General features: G+C 63.9%; 12 protein-coding genes. 7 read left to right on the top strand and 5 right to left on the bottom strand.

The features are described from left to right. Positions 1-300 precede the first annotated feature (300 nt). Entirely contained in the window at positions 301-1,578 is a 1,278-nt protein-coding gene (locus QQS38_RS10100) for an MFS transporter (RefSeq protein ID WP_479645232.1), read from the top strand. Between the two features lie 201 nt (positions 1,579-1,779). Beyond that, positions 1,780-2,253 (top strand): hypothetical protein, encoded by a 474-nt coding sequence (locus tag QQS38_RS10095; RefSeq protein WP_479645231.1) that lies wholly within the window; start codon positions 1,780-1,782, stop codon positions 2,251-2,253. A 165-nt stretch (positions 2,254-2,418) separates the two neighbouring features. On the opposite strand, the gene secF is transcribed toward QQS38_RS10095, so the two are convergent. The 5 genes from secF to queA all read right to left on the bottom strand — a co-directional run bounded on the left by secF (position 2,419) and on the right by queA (position 8,476). Next, the gene (secF, locus tag QQS38_RS10090) at positions 2,419-3,369 is read right to left on the bottom strand and encodes a protein translocase subunit SecF (protein WP_479645230.1); all 951 of its coding nucleotides are present in this window, start codon (positions 3,367-3,369) and stop codon (positions 2,419-2,421) included. 30 nt (positions 3,370-3,399) lie between these two features. Beyond that, entirely contained in the window at positions 3,400-5,451 is a 2,052-nt protein-coding gene (gene secD, locus QQS38_RS10085; RefSeq protein ID WP_479645229.1) for a protein translocase subunit SecD, read from the bottom strand. A 128-nt stretch (positions 5,452-5,579) separates the two neighbouring features. Next, complete coding sequence (gene yajC, locus QQS38_RS10080) at positions 5,580-5,909, bottom strand: preprotein translocase subunit YajC (RefSeq protein ID WP_479645228.1); 330 nt, start codon at positions 5,907-5,909, stop codon at positions 5,580-5,582. Between the two features lie 168 nt (positions 5,910-6,077). Then, the gene (gene tgt / locus QQS38_RS10075; RefSeq protein WP_479645227.1) at positions 6,078-7,262 is read right to left on the bottom strand and encodes a tRNA guanosine(34) transglycosylase Tgt; all 1,185 of its coding nucleotides are present in this window, start codon (positions 7,260-7,262) and stop codon (positions 6,078-6,080) included. A gap of 161 nt (positions 7,263-7,423) precedes the next feature. Then, positions 7,424-8,476 (bottom strand): tRNA preQ1(34) S-adenosylmethionine ribosyltransferase-isomerase QueA, encoded by a 1,053-nt coding sequence (gene queA / locus QQS38_RS10070; RefSeq protein ID WP_479645226.1) that lies wholly within the window; start codon positions 8,474-8,476, stop codon positions 7,424-7,426. Positions 8,477-8,605: 129 nt separating this feature from the next. Between queA and recG the strand changes: the two genes are divergently transcribed. From recG to ubiA, 5 genes are all read left to right on the top strand, one after another. Beyond that, a complete protein-coding gene (recG, locus tag QQS38_RS10065; protein ID WP_479645225.1) occupies positions 8,606-10,780 on the top strand; it encodes an ATP-dependent DNA helicase RecG in 2,175 nt (724 codons plus the stop codon). A 220-nt stretch (positions 10,781-11,000) separates the two neighbouring features. Beyond that, positions 11,001-11,960, top strand: coding sequence for a hydrogen peroxide-inducible genes activator (locus QQS38_RS10060; protein ID WP_479645224.1), 960 nt, complete (start codon positions 11,001-11,003; stop codon positions 11,958-11,960). Between the two features lie 516 nt (positions 11,961-12,476). Next, complete coding sequence (locus tag QQS38_RS10055) at positions 12,477-13,931, top strand: catalase (protein WP_479645223.1); 1,455 nt, start codon at positions 12,477-12,479, stop codon at positions 13,929-13,931. A 332-nt stretch (positions 13,932-14,263) separates the two neighbouring features. Further along, complete coding sequence (locus QQS38_RS10050; RefSeq protein ID WP_479645222.1) at positions 14,264-14,752, top strand: Dps family protein; 489 nt, start codon at positions 14,264-14,266, stop codon at positions 14,750-14,752. Positions 14,753-14,883: 131 nt separating this feature from the next. Further along, positions 14,884-15,747 (top strand): 4-hydroxybenzoate octaprenyltransferase, encoded by an 864-nt coding sequence (ubiA, locus tag QQS38_RS10045; protein WP_479645376.1) that lies wholly within the window; start codon positions 14,884-14,886, stop codon positions 15,745-15,747. Positions 15,748-15,779: the final 32 nt, after the last annotated feature.

Genomic DNA, 15,779 nt, shown 5'->3' with positions numbered 1-15,779 from the left:
CCGCCGAACTTCGCTCCGGCCGCCGGGCCGGGCGTGGCTGCGGCGGTGCGCAGCCGCCCCGGCGCGCCGCGTTGCCGCCACGCAAACGCGTAGTCGAGAACCGCCCGCGAGTCCTTCGCTTCGGGCGGTTTTTTTCATCCCGTGAGAATCGGCGCGTTGCATGTGTCATTTTTGCGGGCGATACTTGGCGCCAGCCGCCAAGCGGGGTGCGTTTGGTTGCGTACGCACCTAATTCGGCGCAACGGCGAAGCGCTCGCTGCACGCGGCGCTACGCCGATGATTCCTTTGAGGGAGACAGGCATGAGTGATACGTTGGCGGCAGCATCGATGACTTCGCGCGGCCATATTTGGCGCGCCGTCGTGGCTACCTCGATCGGCAATGCGCTCGAGTGGTTCGATCTCGTCGTGTACGGTTTCTTCGCAGTCGTCATCGCTAAGTTGTTCTTTCCCGCGGGCAGCGACGCCGTCTCCCTCTTGCTCACGCTCGGCACCTTCGGCGTGTCCTTCTTCATGCGCCCGCTCGGCGCGATCGTGATCGGCGCTTATGCCGATCGCGCCGGCCGCAAAGCGGCTCTCACGCTCTCGATTCTATTGATGATGCTGGGCACGGCGATCATCGTCGTGTTGCCGACCTACCGGCAGATCGGCATTGCGGCGCCACTCATTCTCGTCCTCGCGCGTTTGATGCAGGGCTTCTCGGCCGGTGGCGAGTTCGGCAGCGCGACGGCGTTTCTCGCCGAACACGTGCCGCATCGACGCGGTTTCTTCGCGAGTTGGCAGGTGGCGAGCCAAGGGCTCACGACCGTGCTGGCGGCTGTGTTCGGCACCGTGCTGACGAGTACGCTCACGCCCGACCAGTTGATGGCTTGGGGCTGGCGCGTGCCGTTCGCGTTCGGATTGCTGCTCGGGCCGATCGCTTATTACATTCGCACTCGTGTAGACGAATCCCCCGAATTTCTCGCCGCGGAAACGACGCAATCGCCGCTGCGAGATACCTTAGCCGGGCAGAAGGTGCGCCTCTTGATTGCGATCGGCATCGTCGTGCTCGGGACGGTGGCGACTTACTTGGTGTTGTTCATGCCCACCTACGGGGTGAAGCAGTTGGGCTTGCCGCCGTCGGTGGCGTTTTCGGCCGTCGTGCTGACGGGACTGATCCAGATGGTCGGTTCGCCGATAGTCGGCCATTGGTCCGATAAGATTGGCCGCACAGGCCTGATGCTGACCTCGGCCGCCCTCATGCTCGTGCTCGTCTATCCCGCGTTCGCCTGGCTCGTTGCGCGGCCGAGCGCAGCGGCGCTGATTGCCGTGCAAGTAGCCATGGGCGTGATGGTCACCGGCTATTTTGCGGCGTTGCCGGGCCTGCTGTCGGAGATCTTCCCCGTGGCGACGCGCACGACCGGGATGTCCCTGGCCTATAACATCGCCGTGACGATCTTCGGCGGCTTCGGGCCGTTCATCATTGCTTGGCTGATTCGAGCGACCGGTGAGAAGGTCGCGCCCAGCTTTTACTTGATGTTCGCCGCGCTGGTGAGCTTCGTCGCGCTCGTTGCGGCGCGCAGGACGCTTGGGTTCAGGTAAGGGTGCGCTTGGGATCGGCGAATAATAAGAGATGTGAAGAGTGTGACTTGATGAGACGGCCGACGCCGCAAAAACCGCCGCTCCATATAAGAAACTGCGCCGTCGGCGTTCATCCTGTTGCGTCCCGAAACAACCCGTAACTTGTGAGAGCGAAGCGTCTTCATAGAATCCACTCACCGCAACTTGTTTTAGGAGATTCGGATGATGAAGACGAAGCGTTGGACGCTCTTGGCGGCAACCGGTGTGACGGTGCTTGCATCGACGATGGCATTCGCTGCGGGCAGCGATACGGGCAGCACGGCGGCTCCCGGCACACTGGGCGGCCAAACCTCGCTCAGCGCGACCTCGGGCGCCGATACGAGCGGCACGGGCGGCATGGCGACCGGCGCGGGCGCCGGTGCAAAAGCAGGCGTGGATTCCGGCGCGAATGCAGGGGTGAAGACGCCGGGCGCTGCCGATACCGGTGCCGGTGCGACGACATCCGGGCAAATGGGAGCGCAGGGCGCCGTTCAGCCGAACGGGCAGGACGCGGCGAATACGGACAAGAGCGCCACCGGCGCCGACGCCAGCACGCGCACGCACGCGGCAGGAAAAGCAAGCAGTCACGCCCGCACTTCGGCCAGGCATCACCATCACGCCGCCAAGTCGGCCACCACTGACCCTAGCGGAACTTAATCGCTGAGCGTGCTTCGCCGAAAGAGCGGGCAAAGAAAAACGGCGCGCAGCGGTAAGACCGCATTGCGCGCCGTTTTCACATCTTTTTCGCAGTAGTGCCGAAGCTTTTGTGTCGAAGCTTTTAGAACAGGCTACGGGTTAGCTAGCGCCCAGAGAGGTCAGCGCTCAAACTTCCGCACCGGCGTTCGGATCGCTCGGGTCGTGGCGAGGCTTCTTTTCCTTGAGCAAATCTTCACGTTTCACGCCGAGCCACATCGCCAGCGCCGCGGCGACGAACACGGACGAGTAAATGCCGAAGCAGATACCGATCGTCAGCGCGAGCGCGAAATAGTGCAGTGTCGGCCCGCCGAACAAGAACATCGACAGCACCATCATCTGCGTGCAACCGTGCGTGATGACCGTGCGCGACATCGTGCTCGTAATCGCGTGGTTGATGACTTCCATCACCGTCATCCTGCGTTCGCGGCGGAACGTCTCGCGGATCCGGTCGAAGATCACGACCGATTCGTTCACCGAGTAGCCGAGCACGGCCAGCACGGCAGCGAGGACCGACAGCGAGAACTCCCATTGGAAGAACGCGAAGAAGCCGAGAATGATCACGACGTCGTGCAAGTTCGCGATGACGCCGGCCACGGCGTACTTCCATTCGAAGCGAAACGACAGATAGATGACGATGCCCGCTACGACGCACGCGAGCGCGAGCAAGCCGTCGGTGGCGAGCTCCTTGCCCACCTGAGGGCCGACGAATTCGACGCGCTGCAGTTGCACGGACGCGTTTTGCGTCTTGAGCGCCGTCATGACCTGCTCGCTCTGTTGCGAGGAGGTCAAGCCTTGCTTCAACGGCAGTCGAATCATGACGTCGCGCGACGTGCCGAACGTCTGCACTTGCGCGTCGCCATAGCCCAGCGTGCCGAGCGTCGCGCGGACCGGTTCGAGCTGTGCGGCTTGCGGATATTGAACTTCAATGACGGTGCCGCCAGTGAATTCCACCGACAGGTGCAGCCCGCGATGCAGCAGAAAAAACACCGCCGCGAAGAAGGTCAAAAACGAGATCGCGTTGAAGATCAACGCGCGCTGCATGAAGGGAATATCTTTGCGGATGCGGAAAAATTCCATGTTCCTTGTCTCCCGGTCCTCGTGAACCGATTAGCGGGACGAGCCCGGTTTGCGCGGCGCCGCGTTCTCGCGCGCGCGATTGCGCAGGACCGGCTTCGGGCCGCTGCGTCCGCCTTTGCTCTTCGGTTGCGCGGCGATCGCTTTGGTTGCTCGCATCGTGTCCGTATCCGCATCGGCTTCCGCGCCGAGGCTTGCTTGCGGTTGCGAATAACCCATCGCTTCGGCGCCTGCCGGGCGCCACACTTGGCCGATCGCGAGCGTCTTCAGCTTTTTCTTGCCGCCGTACCAGGCGTTGACGATACCGCGCGAGAAGAACACGGCCGAGAACATGGACGTCAAGATGCCGATGCAGTGGACGATGGCGAAGCCGCGCACCGGGCCCGAGCCGAAGGCGAGCAGTGCGAGGCCGGCGATCAGCGTGGTCACGTTCGAATCGAGAATCGTCGCCCAAGCGTGCGCATAGCCGTTCTGAATCGCCAACTGCGGCGGTGCGCCGTGGCGCAGTTCTTCGCGCACGCGCTCGTTGATGAGCACGTTCGAATCGATCGCCATACCGAGCGCGAGTGCGATAGCGGCGATACCGGGCAGCGTGAGCGTCGCTTGCAGCATCGAGAGCACGGCGATCAGCAAGAGCAGGTTCACCGACAGGCCGATCACCGAGACGAGACCGAACAGCAGGTAGTAGGCGACCATGAAGACGGCGATCGCGGCAAAGCCGTAAATGACCGAATCGAAGCCCTTCTTGATGTTGTCGGCGCCGAGGCTCGGCCCGATCGTGCGCTCTTCGATGATATCCATCGGTGCGGCGAGCGAGCCCGCGCGCAGCAGCAGTGCGAGATCGGTGGCCGCTTGCGGCGTGGGCTGGCCGGTGATTTGGAAGCGATCACCGAGTTCCGACTGGATCGTCGCGACCGTCAGCACCTGGCCCTTGCCCTTCTCGAACAGCACCATCGCCATCGGCTTGCCGATGTTGTCGCGCGAAACGCTCGCCACCGCACGGCCCGCCGACGAGTTCAGGCGGATGTTGACGGACGGGCGCTGGTGCTCGTCGAAGCCGGCCGAGGCGTCGATGATGCTGTCGCCGGTGAAGATCACTTGCTTGCGCAGCAGCACCGGCGCTTGGCTGCCTTCGGTGAAGAGCTCGTCGCCCGGGGGCACCGCCTCGCCGGGGGCGGGATGGGTGTTGACCGGATCGGCCAAGCGCGCCTCGAGCGTGGCCGTGCGGCCGATGATTTCCTTGGCCTTCGCCGTGTCTTGCACGCCCGGCAGTTCGACGACGATTCGATCGGCGCCTTGCTGCTGGATCACGGGCTCGGCCACGCCCAGCTCGTTGACGCGGTTGTGCAACGTCGTGATGTTTTGCTTGACGGCCGCTTCCTCGACCGCGCGCTGCTGCGCCGGCGCGAACGTGCCGACCACCTGCACGCCGCCCGCGGCGGCCGCTTGCGTGGTCCATTGCAATTCCGTGACCGCGCGGGTGAGCTGAGCGCGGGCTGCGTCGGCCGTCGCTTGGTCGGCGAAGGCGATCACGATCGATTGACCGACGCGATTGACGCCGCCCTCGCGGATGTTCTTGTCGCGCAAGAGCGTGCGCGCATCCGATGCGTCGGAGTCGAGGCGCTTGTTCAGCGCGCCCGCCATGTCGATCTGCATCAGGAAGTGAACGCCGCCGCGCAAGTCCAGGCCGAGGTACATCGGCAGCGCGTGCAGCGCCGTGAGCCAGCGTGGCGACGCGCTTTGCAGATTCAGCGCAACGACGAACTGCGGGTCGTTGGGATCGGGGTTCAGCGCTTTTTGCAACACGTCCTTCACGCGCAACTGCGTGTCGGTGTCCTTCAAGCGAACGCGGATATTGGCGTTGGCCGAAGCCGTGTCGACCGTGATGTCGTCGGGCTTGATCTGGTTGGCCGCGAGCGCCGCTTCGACTTCAGCGAAGGTGGACGTGTCGAGCTTGACCGTCGCCTTGCCGCTGAGCACCTGCACGGCCGGCGCTTCGCCGTAGAAGTTGGGCAATGTGTAGAGAAGGCCGATGACGAGCGCCACGGCCATCAAGACATATTTCCAAAGGGGATAGCGATTCATGAGGGAGCCGAACGGGTGGGTTGGCGTGGTGGCGGTGCGCGCCGCTCGCCCGCCGGGCCGTGGGCGGCGCGCGAAGCGCTAGGCGCGCCGCGCCGCATCGGGCTGGGCAGGACGGGCGGTGAGCCGCATTAGAGCGACTTGATCGTGCCCTTCGGGAGAATCGTCGTGACGGCCGATTTTTGCACGGTGATTTCCGTGCCTTCGGCGATTTCGACGCCGACGTATGCTTCGCCGACCTTCGTCACCTTGCCGACCATGCCGCCGCTCGTCACGACTTCGTCACCCTTGGCCATCGCGGCGAGCATATTGCGATGCTCCTTTTGACGCTTCATCTGCGGGCGAATCATGATGAAGTACAGCACCGCGAACATGAGGATGAGCGGCAAAAAGCTCATCAGGCTCGACTCGGCGCCGCCGCCGGTTGCGCCTTGCGCGAATGCGTTGGGAATCAGCGACACGTTGGTTTCTCCGTAAGTGACGATCGGAACGATCTGAAGCGATCGAAAAATAGCCGCGTATTTTACCACCGAGACTGAATCGGGCGGCCGCGAAGCCTGGGTGCGCGTCCACCCGGCGCCGCCGGCCCGCTTTGCGGCGCTGGGTAAGCACGATTTCGCCCGGCGCCGCTATTCGACGCCGCGTGCGCGCTCGTCTCGAAAACGCTGACGAAATGCCTCGAAAGCGCCCGTTTCGATGGCGTCGCGCATTTCGCTCATGAGTTCGAGGTAGTAATGCAGATTGTGGATCGTATTGAGCTGCGCGCCGAGAATTTCGCCGACGCGATGCAAATGATGCAAATAACCGCGCGTGAAGTGCTGGCAGGTGTAGCAGCCGCACGTTTCGTCGAGCGGGCGCAGCGAGTTCTTGTGGGTTGCGTTGCGGATTTTCACGTCGCCGAAGCGCGTGAATAGCCAGCCGTTGCGCGCATTGCGCGTGGGCATCACGCAATCGAACATGTCGATGCCCGCGGCCACCCCGGCGACCAGATCCTCGGGTGTGCCCACGCCCATCAGGTAATGCGGTTTATCGGCCGGCAGCTTCGGGCCGATGTGCTCCAACACGCGCAGCATTTCCTCTTTCGGCTCGCCGACCGACAGGCCGCCGACAGCCAGCCCGTGAAAGCCCGCGTCCGACAAACCGGCGAGCGATTCGTCGCGCAGGTCTTCGAACATGCCGCCCTGGACGATGCCGAACAGCGCGTTCGGATTGCCGAGCCGGTCGAACTCGTCGATCGAACGCTTGGCCCAGCGCAGCGACATGCGCATCGACGCGGCGGCGTCCTCGTGCGTCGTCGGCACGCCGTCGGTTGCGTACGGCGTGCATTCGTCGAATTGCATGACGATGTCGGAGTTCAGCACCTTTTGAATTTGCATCGAGACTTCGGGCGAGAGGAACAGCTTGTCGCCGTTCACCGGAGAGGCGAACGTCACGCCGTCCTCGGTGATCTTGCGCAGATCGCCGAGCGAGAAGACTTGGAAGCCGCCCGAATCGGTCAGAATCGGGCGCCGCCAGCCCATGAAGCCGTGCAGGCCGCCATGCGCGGCGACGGTCTCGAGCCCCGGGCGCAGCCAGAGATGAAAGGTATTGCCGAGGATGATCTGCGCGCGAATCTCTTCGAGCTCGCGCGGCTGGACTGCTTTCACCGTGCCGTAGGTGCCGACCGGCATGAAGATCGGCGTTTCGACCACGCCGTGGTTCAGCGTCAAGCGGCCGCGGCGCGCGCGGCCGTCGGTCCGAAGCAGCTCGAACTTCAAACCCCCTAGGCCCGGTACGGGCGAGGGCGCGTTATCAAGGGTATGACCGTCGGTCATATTGGACTCCTATCGCAGCCGGGATACGCTTGGCGTGCGTGCCCGGCGCAGGGAAAGGGTCGCGGCCGGATCTAGGCGACCGCGTGTTAAGTAAATTCGGTCCATCTCGAGACCAAGAGACGAACGGCTTGTGTGTGCGCTGCATGCGCGCGCCGTTCGCCCTACTGGCTTGAGGCCTTCGTCAGCAACATGGCATCGCCGTAGCTGAAAAAACGATAGCGTTGTTCGATCGCGTGCCGGTACGCCTCGCGGATCGTCTCGACGCCGGCGAACGCGCTCACGAGCATGAGCAGCGTCGACTTCGGCAAATGAAAGTTCGTCACGAGCCGGTCGACCACACGGAAACGATAGCCGGGCGTGATGAAGATGTCGGTTTCCGCGCAGGTGGCGCAAAGCGGCCGGCCGGCGGCATCCGCGTCTCGCGCCGCGGCTTCGAGCGCGCGCATGGAGGTCGTGCCCACGGCGATCACCCGGCCGCCTCGCGCCTGCGTGGCAGCGATTTTATCGACGAGCGCCTGCGGCAACTGATACCACTCGCTGTGCATTTTGTGCTCGGCGATGTTCTCGACGCGCACGGGCTGGAAGGTGCCCGCGCCCACGTGCAGCGTCAGCGTCGCGCGCTCGACGCCCTGCTCATCGAGCCTGGCGAGCAGCGCCTCGTCGAAATGCAGGCCGGCGGTGGGCGCAGCCACGGCGCCGGGGTTCTGCGCGAACACCGTTTGATAGCGCGTTTCGTCGGTGGCGTCGGGATCGTGCTCGATGTAAGGCGGCAACGGCAAGCGGCCGTAGCGCTCGATGAGCGTCAGGCAGGCCTGCGGAAAGTGCAGCGTGTAGAACGGTTCGACGCGCTCGCCGACGGTCACGTCGAACGCGTCGGCCAGCCTGAGCGTGGTGCCGGGCGCCGGGCTCTTGCTCGCGCGAATTTGCGCGAGCGCCGTATGCTCGCCGGTCAGGCGTTCGACGAGCACCTCGATCTTGCCGCCGCTCGCCTTTTGACCGAAGAAGCGCGCCTTGAGCACTTTGGTATCGTTGAACACGAGCAAATCGCCGCGCCGCACGCAGTCGGGCAACTCGGCGAAACGCCGGTCGACGAAACGCGGCGGCGAGGCCGTGGCATCGACTTCGAGCAGACGGCTTGCGCTGCGCTCGGGCAGCGCCGTCTGCGCGATGAGTTCGGGCGGTAGATTGAAATCGAAATCGGAAAGCGTGAACATGCTGCGTTGATGATCGGCGGCGGGGCGCGGCGAGACGGCTCACGAGCCGCTATGATCGCAAAGCGGCGCCGATGCGGCCCGCATGCCGTTCGTCCAGAGAAAACCGTCATTGTACTTGCCAGGAGCGTAATGCCGTTGCCCCGATCGCGTCCGACCGATTCCGCCGCAGAGGCGCCGCCGGCCGCCAAGACCACCGCTAAGGCCGTCGAGACCGCCAAGGCCGCCAAGCCGGCCAAGCCGGCCAAGCCGGTCGATAAGCTCGCCAAGCTGGGGTTGACGCGCGACATCGATCTCGTGCTGCATCTGCCGATGCGCTACGAAGACGAGACGACGCTCACGCCGATCGGCGAACTGCTGCCGGGCGAGACGGCGCAAACGGAAGGCGTCGTCGTCGACAATGAAATCGCTTATCAGCCGCGCCGGCAGCTCGTCGTGAAGTTGCGCGACGCCGAAGGCGCGGAGCTGGCGCTGCGTTTTCTGAATTTTTACGGTTCGCAGGTCAAGCAAATGGCGCTCGGCGTGCGGCTACGCGTGCGCGGCGATGTGCGCGGCGGTTTCTTCGGGCTCGAAATGGTTCACCCGACGGTGCGTCCCGTCGAAGAAGACACCCCGTTGCCGCAAGCGTTGACGCCCGTATATCCCAGCACCGCGGGCGTCTCGCAGGCGTATCTGCGCAAGGCGATCGACAATGCGCTCGCCCGCACGCCGCTACCGGAAATCTTGCCCGAGCCTATCGCCAAGCAGTACTGCGCGCCGCTCGCGCTGCCGCCGCTCGAGCAGGCCGTGCGCGTGCTGCATCACCCGAGCGCGAGTGCGGACGAGGCAGCGTTGATCGACGGGACGCATCCGGCGTGGACCCGTATCAAGTTCGACGAGTTGCTTGCGCAGCAGCTCTCGCTCAAGCGCGCTCATGAGGAGCGGCGCGCCCGTTCCGCCCCGGCCATGCCGCCGGGCCGGGCCGAAGGTGCGGACGGTACGCTCGTCGCCAGGCTGTTGGCCGCGCTGCCGTTCGAACTCACGCGCGCGCAGGTGCGCGTCGTGGGCGAGATCGCGGCCGATCTGGCCGCGCCTCATCCGATGCAGCGGCTGTTGCAGGGCGACGTGGGCAGCGGCAAGACGGTTGTCGCCGCGCTGGCGGCCGCGCAGGCCATCGATTGCGGCTACCAGGCGGCCATGATGGCGCCCACCGAAATTCTCGCCGAACAGCACGCGCGCAAATTGCGCGGCTGGCTCGAGCCGCTAGGCGTAAGCGTCGCCTGGCTGGCGGGCAGCTTGAAAGCGAAGGACAAACGCGCGGCCGTGGAAGCGGCAGCTTCCGGCGCGGCGAAACTCGTGATCGGGACGCACGCGATCATCCAAGATACGGTCGAGTTCGCGCGGCTCGGTCTCGTGATCGTCGACGAGCAACATCGTTTCGGCGTCGCCCAAAGGCTGGCGCTGCGGGCCAAGGCCGATCGCGCGGCCGACGGCGCCACTGGGTTTCAGCCGCATCAGCTGATGATGTCGGCCACGCCGATCCCGCGCACGCTCGCCATGACCTATTACGCCGATCTGGACGTCTCGACGATCGACGAACTGCCCCCGGGACGCACGCCGATCGTGACGAAACTGATTTCGGACGCGCGCCGTGACGAGGTCGTCGCCCGCGTGCGCGACGCCGCATTGACGGGGCGGCAGGTGTATTGGGTGTGTCCGCTCATCGAGGAAAGCGAGACGCTGCAACTGCAGACGGCGATCGAAACATACGAGACGCTCGTCGCCGCGCTGCCCGAATTGCGCGTGGGCCTCGTGCACGGGCGGCTGCCCCCCGCCGAAAAGGCGTCCGTCATGGAAGCGTTCTCGCGCAACGAGGTGCAGTTGCTCGTGGCCACCACGGTCATCGAAGTGGGCGTGGACGTGCCCAATGCATCGCTCATGGTGATAGAACATGCTGAGCGGTTCGGCCTTGCCCAACTGCACCAGTTGCGAGGGCGCGTGGGGCGCGGCAGCGCCGCCTCGATTTGCGTGCTGCTCTACAGCAACCCGCTGTCGCTGACGGCGCGCGAGCGCTTGAAAACGATGCGCGAGACGACCGACGGCTTCGAGATCGCGCGTCGCGACTTGGAGATTCGCGGCCCGGGCGAATTCCTCGGGGCACGCCAGTCCGGCGCAGCCATGCTGCGTTTCGCCAGCTTGGAAAACGACGCCTGGCTCATCGAGCCGGCCCGCGAAGCGGCGGCACGGCTCATCGAACGTTATCCCGATGTGGTGCTGCAACACTTGGCGCGCTGGCTGGGCGGACGCGAGCACTTTTTGAAGGCGTGAGGCCGCGGCGCCGCAACCCTTTGGTAGGCGCCGGCCAATGAGCGATCGGGCTCGAGCACCGGCCCCGAAGGGCGCGTATGCCGCGCTCAGGCGCATGGCTGCTGCGCCGGGGTGGTCGACCGTGCCGGGCGGCTGACACGACCTGGCCCCCAGTTGGCGAATCGGCGTCTCGGGTGTATAAGATAAACCTATCGATTTCAATGTCCTGATTGGTCCCCCAATGACGCTCACTGAACTGAAATACATCGTGGCGGTTGCGCGCGAACGGCATTTCGGCCGCGCCGCCGAGGCGTGCTTCGTCAGCCAGCCGACCCTCTCCGTGGCTATCAAGAAGCTCGAAGACGAACTGAACGTGCAGATTTTCGAGCGTGGGACGAGCGAAGTCAGCGTGACGCCGATCGGCGAGCAAATCGTCACGCAAGCGCAGCGGGTGCTCGAGCAAACGATCGCCATCAAGGAAATCGCGAAGCAGGGCAAGGACCCGCTCGTCGGACCGTTGCGCTTGGGCGTCATTTATACGATCGGGCCTTATCTGCTGCCCACGCTCGTCAAGCAAATGATCAAGCGCGTGCCGCAGATGCCGCTGATGCTGCAGGAGAATTACACGCTCAAGTTGATCGAATTGCTCAAGCAGGGTGAGATCGACGTGGCGATCATGGCGTTGCCGTTTCCCGGGACGGGACTCATGGTGCGCCCGCTCTACGACGAACCGTTCGTGGTCGCACTGCCCGCGGGGCACGCCTGGGAGTCGCGCACGAAGATCGACGCGAGCGACCTCAAGCAAGAGACGATGCTGCTGCTCGGCACGGGACATTGCTTCCGGGACCACGTGCTGGGCGTCTGTCCCGAACTCATGCGGTTTTCCCAAACGGCCGACGGCATTCAGAAGACGTTCGAAGGGTCCTCGCTCGAAACCATACGCCATATGGTGGCGAGCGGCGTCGGCATTACGGTGCTGCCGCGCATGTCGGTATCCGAGGTGCGAGCGCATGCCGGTGGCCCCGATGCCGGGCTGCTCAGCTATGTGCCGTTCGACGAGCCGGTGCCGGATCGACGCGTCGTCCTCGCTTGGCGCAAGAGCTTCACGCGCATGCCGGCCATCGACGCCATCAGCGACGCCATCGCGGCCTGCGAGTTGCCGGGCGTGAACAAGCTCGACATGCCGGCCGTGGTCAATTGACGGACGCAGGGCCAGTCGGCAATCGGCTTGCCGAACCCCGATCCACTAAGCATCAGCTAAATCCTCCGATGTCCGGCGGCGCCTCGGCCGCAGCGACATGCCGCTTTGCCGCCCTGCCGAGCCGCGGGCGGCCGCTTCGAATGACTGCGGCTATCGAATAGATAAAAACAATTGAATTTCAATATTCAATAGCATTCTTTATTCTTCTCTCCATACCGCGCCCGCTGGAGCGCCCACGCAGAGGGAGAAAGTCATGTCGCAATTGCTTGCTCGTGTCGTTTCGTCGAGTGCCCGCGCCCGAACTGGCGCTCGGCTCGCCATCTCGCTGCGCCGCTCACGAGCGGCGGCCGTGTCGCTGCTGGCCGACCGCGCGCTTGGGGCTTGAGCCCGTGCGGCCTCCGCTTGCAACTCGCATTTGCCGTCCGGCAAGCGCCTAGACCTTGCGCGCGGCGGATGTACTTCGCCGCGTCCCTAATCCACGACACCCCGATTACCTGCTTTGCTGAGGAGCACACGATGTCCGACCGAAAATTGACGACCGCCGCAGGCGCCCCCGTTGCCGATAACCAAAACTCGTTGACCGCGGGCGTGCGCGGACCGATCGCGCTGCAGGACGTTTGGCTGCTCGAAAAGCTCGCCCATTTCGATCGCGAGGTGATTCCCGAGCGCCGCGTGCATGCGAAGGGCTCGGGCGCCTTCGGCCGATTCGTCGTCACGCACGACATCACGCAGTACACGAAGGCGAAAGTCTTCAGCGAGATCGGCAAGGAAACGCCGCTCTTCATGCGCTTTTCGACGGTGGCGGGTGAGCGCGGCGCCGCCGATGCCGAGCGCGACGTGCGCGGCTTTTCGATCAAGTTCTACACGGAGGAGGGCAACTGGGACGTCGTCGGCAATAACACGCCCGTGTTCTTCATTCGCGATCCGCTGAAGTTTCCGGACTTCATTCACTCGCAAAAGCGCGACCCGTACACCAATCTGCGCAGCAACGTCGCCGCGTGGGATTTCTGGACCCGCCATCCCGAGTCGCTGCATCAAGTCACGATTCTCATGAGCGATCGCGGTATTCCGAAGAACTACCGGCAGCAGCACGGTTTCGGTTCCCACACGTTCTCTTTCGTCAATGACAACGGCGAACGCTTTTGGGTGAAGTTTCACTTCAAGTCGCTGAACGGAATCGACAACTATACCGATGCGCAAGCTGCGCAGGTGATCGCCGGCGACCGAGAGAGCGCTCAACGCGACTTGATCGCCAGCATCGAGAGCGGCGACTTTCCGAAATGGGCGTTCCGCATTCAAGTCATGCCCGAAGCGGACGCGGCGACGCTCGCATACAACCCGTTCGACATCACGAAGGTGTGGCCGCACAAGGACTATCCATTGATCGATGTCGGCGTGATCGAACTCAATCGGAACGCGGGCAACTATTTCTCCGATGTCGAGCAGGCTGCATTCACGCCGGCCAACGTCGTGCCCGGCATCGGTTTTTCGCCCGATCGCTTACTGCAGGGGCGGCTGTTCTCGTATGGCGATGCGCAGCGCTATCGCCTCGGCGTCAATCATCATCAGATTCCCGTGAACGCGCCGAAATGCCCCGTTCATCATGCGTTCCATCGCGACGGGGCGATGCGCACGGACGGCAATCTCGGCGGGACGCCGAACTACGAGCCGAACCGCTTCGGCGAATTCGCTCAGGACGCGCGTGCGGCCGAACCGCCGCTCGCCGCCGGCGCGATCGATCGATACGACCATCGCGACGACACCGATTACTACAGCCAGGCCGGCGCGCTGTTCCGTTTGTTCGGCGAAGGCGAGCGCCAGCGGTTGTTCGACAACATCGCCCGGCATATCGACGGCGTGCCTGCCGACATCGTCGCGCGTGCGCTCGAGCATTTCAACCGCGCCGACGAGGCTTACGGTTTAGGCGTTGCAGCGGCAATCGAGCAGCGCCAGGCCGCGCGCGAAAAATAAGCCGGCGTGGAAAGCGGATACCTCGGCCCTTGTCGGGTCGGGGCCCTCACGCTCACGGGCTATCGCTGATGAAATGCAAATGAAGCGTCGCGTCGATCATCGCGTCGACTTCTGCAAAGACGGAGGCAGAAAGCCGGGCGGCGGCAAAGAGCTTGCACTTTGGGTGTCACGGCGTTGTCACGTAACTGGCGCCGTTTTATGCGCCTGGGCTACACTGGCGATCGTTCGTGTCCTACCGAGTTTCGTCGGTCCTTTCGCCGGTTCGCTCGCGAAAGGGTTATCGACGCGTTGAGCTGTTTCGCCGTTTCGCTTCATCCTTCGAAGGAATCGCCATGGCAAAGAAAAACACCGCAGTGCAAATCGACATCGGCATCAATGACAAGGACCGCAAAAAGATCGCGGAAGGTTTGTCGCGGTTGCTTGCCGATACCTACACGCTTTATTTGAAGACCCACAACTTCCATTGGAATGTGACCGGGCCGATGTTCAACACGCTGCACCTCATGTTCGAAGGCCAATACAACGAGCTCGCGCTGGCCGTCGACGCGATTGCCGAGCGCATCCGCGCGCTGGGCGTGCATGCGCCGGGCAGCTACAAGGACTTCGCGAAATTGTCGTCGATTCCGGAGGCCGACGGCGTGCCCGCGGCCGAAGAGATGATTCGCCAACTCGTGCAAGGGCAAGAGGCGGTCGCGCGCACCGCACGCGACGTCTTTGCTGCCGCGGATGCCGCCAATGATCAGCCCACGGCCGATCTGTTGACCCAGCGCCTGCAGACGCACGAGAAAACCGCATGGATGCTGCGTTCGATGCTGGCTTGACCCGCCGCGCGCGCCGTCATCATCGTTGACGAAGGCCTCCCCAACCGGGAGGCCTTCGTCGTTTCGGTGCCACGGCTCTACAATACGGCGTTCGTTTTTCGTTTACGGCCGCTTCGCCCATGTCTGCGCCCATGTTCGCCCGTCTTCCCCTTTATTTGCGTTTGATCCGCATGGATAAGCCGATCGGCAGCCTGTTGCTGCTGTGGCCCACGCTCAACGCGCTGTGGATCGCCTCGAATGGTAGGCCGTCGCTTTCGCTGTTCGCCATCTTCGTCGTGGGCACAGTGCTGATGCGCTCTGCCGGTTGTGCGATCAACGACTACGCCGACCGCGACTTCGACCGTTACGTCAAACGCACCGAATCCCGACCGATCACGTCGGGCAAGATACGCGCATGGGAGGCGCTTGCGATTGCGGCGGCCTTGTCGATCGTTTCTTTTCTGCTGATTCTGCCGCTCAATGGCTTGACGAAGGCGTTGTCGGTGGCGGCGCTGTTCGTGGCCGGGTCTTATCCGTTCACGAAACGTTTCTTTGCGATCCCGCAGGCGTATCTGGGCATCGCGTTCGGCTTCGGCATTCCGATGGCGTTCGCTGCCGTGCAGGGGCGCGTGCCGATGCTCGCGTGGGTCATGCTGCTCGCCAATGTGTTTTGGTCGGTGGCGTACGACACGGAATACGCGATGGTGGACCGCGACGACGACGTCAAAATCGGCATTCGCACGTCGGCGCTCACGTTCGGCCGATTCGACGTGGCAGCCGTGATGCTCTGTTATGCGGCCACGCTGGGCATTTACGCGGCGATCGGCGTCGTGCTGCGGTTCAACGCATTCTATTGGGCCGGATGGGTGGCTGCGCTCGGCTGCGCGCTTTACCACTACACGCTCATTCGCGGCCGCGAGCGGATGGCTTGCTTCGCGGCGTTTCGCCACAACAACTGGCTCGGCGGCGTGCTGTTCGCCGGGATTGCCGCGCACTATGCGGTGACGGCGTTCTGACGCCAGCGCGTTCGAGGAAGCCGACGGCGCGT

The organism is Trinickia sp. Z7 (assembly GCF_056498045.1).
Note: the sequence above shows the minus strand (reverse complement) of the source record. Positions and strands in the feature narration are given on the sequence as shown.

Coding starts and splice junctions, on each gene's coding strand:
- QQS38_RS10100 (WP_479645232.1), top strand. CDS start 301: ATGAGTGATACGTTGGCGGCAGCATCGATGACTTCGCGCGGCCATATT.
- QQS38_RS10095 (WP_479645231.1), top strand. CDS start 1,780: ATGATGAAGACGAAGCGTTGGACGCTCTTGGCGGCAACCGGTGTGACG.
- secF (WP_479645230.1), bottom strand. CDS start 3,369: ATGGAATTTTTCCGCATCCGCAAAGATATTCCCTTCATGCAGCGCGCG.
- secD (WP_479645229.1), bottom strand. CDS start 5,451: ATGAATCGCTATCCCCTTTGGAAATATGTCTTGATGGCCGTGGCGCTC.
- tgt (WP_479645227.1), bottom strand. CDS start 7,262: ATGACCGACGGTCATACCCTTGATAACGCGCCCTCGCCCGTACCGGGC.
- queA (WP_479645226.1), bottom strand. CDS start 8,476: ATGTTCACGCTTTCCGATTTCGATTTCAATCTACCGCCCGAACTCATC.
- recG (WP_479645225.1), top strand. CDS start 8,606: ATGCCGTTGCCCCGATCGCGTCCGACCGATTCCGCCGCAGAGGCGCCG.
- QQS38_RS10060 (WP_479645224.1), top strand. CDS start 11,001: ATGACGCTCACTGAACTGAAATACATCGTGGCGGTTGCGCGCGAACGG.
- QQS38_RS10055 (WP_479645223.1), top strand. CDS start 12,477: ATGTCCGACCGAAAATTGACGACCGCCGCAGGCGCCCCCGTTGCCGAT.
- QQS38_RS10050 (WP_479645222.1), top strand. CDS start 14,264: ATGGCAAAGAAAAACACCGCAGTGCAAATCGACATCGGCATCAATGAC.
- ubiA (WP_479645376.1), top strand. CDS start 14,884: ATGTTCGCCCGTCTTCCCCTTTATTTGCGTTTGATCCGCATGGATAAG.